1 protein-coding gene and 1 pseudogene are annotated in these 1,473 nt (G+C 76.4%); both read right to left on the reverse strand.

The genetic code is table 11. The features are described from left to right. A pseudogene (gene rph, locus PSH25_RS29750) lies at nucleotides 1-133 on the reverse strand (ribonuclease PH); the annotation flags it as partial. A gap of 9 nt (nucleotides 134-142) precedes the next feature. Further along, nucleotides 143-1,312: a glycosyltransferase gene (locus PSH25_RS29755; protein ID WP_238662168.1), complete on the reverse strand. Its 1,170-nt coding sequence runs from the start codon at nucleotides 1,310-1,312 to the stop codon at nucleotides 143-145. Between the last annotated feature and the right edge of the window lie 161 nt (nucleotides 1,313-1,473).

The following is a 1,473-nucleotide window of genomic DNA, read 5'->3' on the forward strand; positions in this document are numbered from 1 at the left end:
GGCCGCTCGCCGTGCAGAGCACCCGGGTGCCGCCGAACTCGACGAGCACCGAACCCTCGGGATGGGTGCTCCAGCCACGGGTCAGGGTCACCGGTCGAAGTTGAGAGGGCCCTCGCCCGTCAGGTCGCGCCATCCCTGCACCCTATGCGGTGCGGCGATCCACCTCGCTCGGGGTGCCCCGGAGAACGTCCGCGCCGTGCACACCGAGGAACCCGGCGACCGCCGCCGGCCAGCCGAACTCCTCGGCCCGCGCCCGGGCGGCCCGCCGCCGCCGCGCCTCCGGCCGGGCCACCAGGCGGCTCACCGCCGCCGCCATCGCCACCCCCGAGCCGTACGCCGCCAACCCGGCCTCGCCGACCACCTCGGGCAGCGCGCTGGCCGCGTTGACCACCACCGGAGTGCCGCAGGCCAGAGCCTCCAGGCCGGCGAGACCGAACGTCTCCACCGGGCCCGGCGCCAGCACCACGTCCGCGCTGGCCAGCAACGCGGCCACCGCGGCGCGGTCCGGCAGGAAGCCGGTGAACGTGACCGGCAGCCCCGCCGCCCGGCGGGCCAGCGCGCCGCGCAACGGGCCGTCGCCGGCCATCACCAGCACCGCAGGTACGCCCGCCCGGCGCAGCTCGGCGAGGGTCCGCACGGCCAACTCCGGTCTCTTCTCCGGGGACAGCCGCGCGCAGTGCACCAACAGCAACTCGCCGGGGCCGGCGTACCGCTCCCGCACCCGCGGGTCGGCCCGGTGCGGGGCGAAGGTGTCCAGGTCCACCCCGAGCGGCACCAGATCCACGTTGTCGGCGCCGATCCGGTCGAACTCCTCGGCCGCCCACCGGGTCGTGCAGACGATCCGGTCGTACGCCCGACTCGTCGCCCGATTGAGCCGGTCGGCGGTCGGACGGCGCAGCGCGTCCGGCACACCCCACTGGCCGAGCAGCCCGGTCAGCGACTCGTGCGACACCATCACCGACGGCACCCCGTGCGCCCGCGCCCACCGGCCCGTCCAACGCAGCGACGACCGGTCGGAGACCTCCAACCGGTCCGGTGCCAGGTCGGTGAGGAGCCGGGCCAACCGGCGTCGGCCGGTCAGCAGCCGGTAGCCACCGCTGACCGGCAACCGCGGCCCGGGCAGGGTGACCACCCGCCCCCACGGGTACGTCTCGTCGGCGGCCCGCTGCCCGGGTATCACCAGCACCGGATCATGCCCGGCTGCTCGGTAGCCCGCACCGAGATGCCGCAGCGCGGTACGCAGGCCGCCGGAGCGTTCCGTGACGAAGTTGGCGAGCCGCACGATCCGCAGTCCACCGGCGGTGCGGGTCACGAGGCGGCCGGCAGGCCGACGGTGGCGGCAACGGTACGTACCGCGTGGTAGTGCCCGACCAGCTCGTCGCCGACCGCCGCCCAGCTGCGGCGACTGACCGCGACCCGGGCGGCCAGCCCGTAGGCCCGCCGCCGGCCGGCGTCGCCGGTCAGCTCGGCCAC

Source organism: Micromonospora foliorum (assembly GCF_022229015.1).
Lineage (GTDB): Bacteria > Actinomycetota > Actinomycetes > Mycobacteriales > Micromonosporaceae > Micromonospora > Micromonospora foliorum.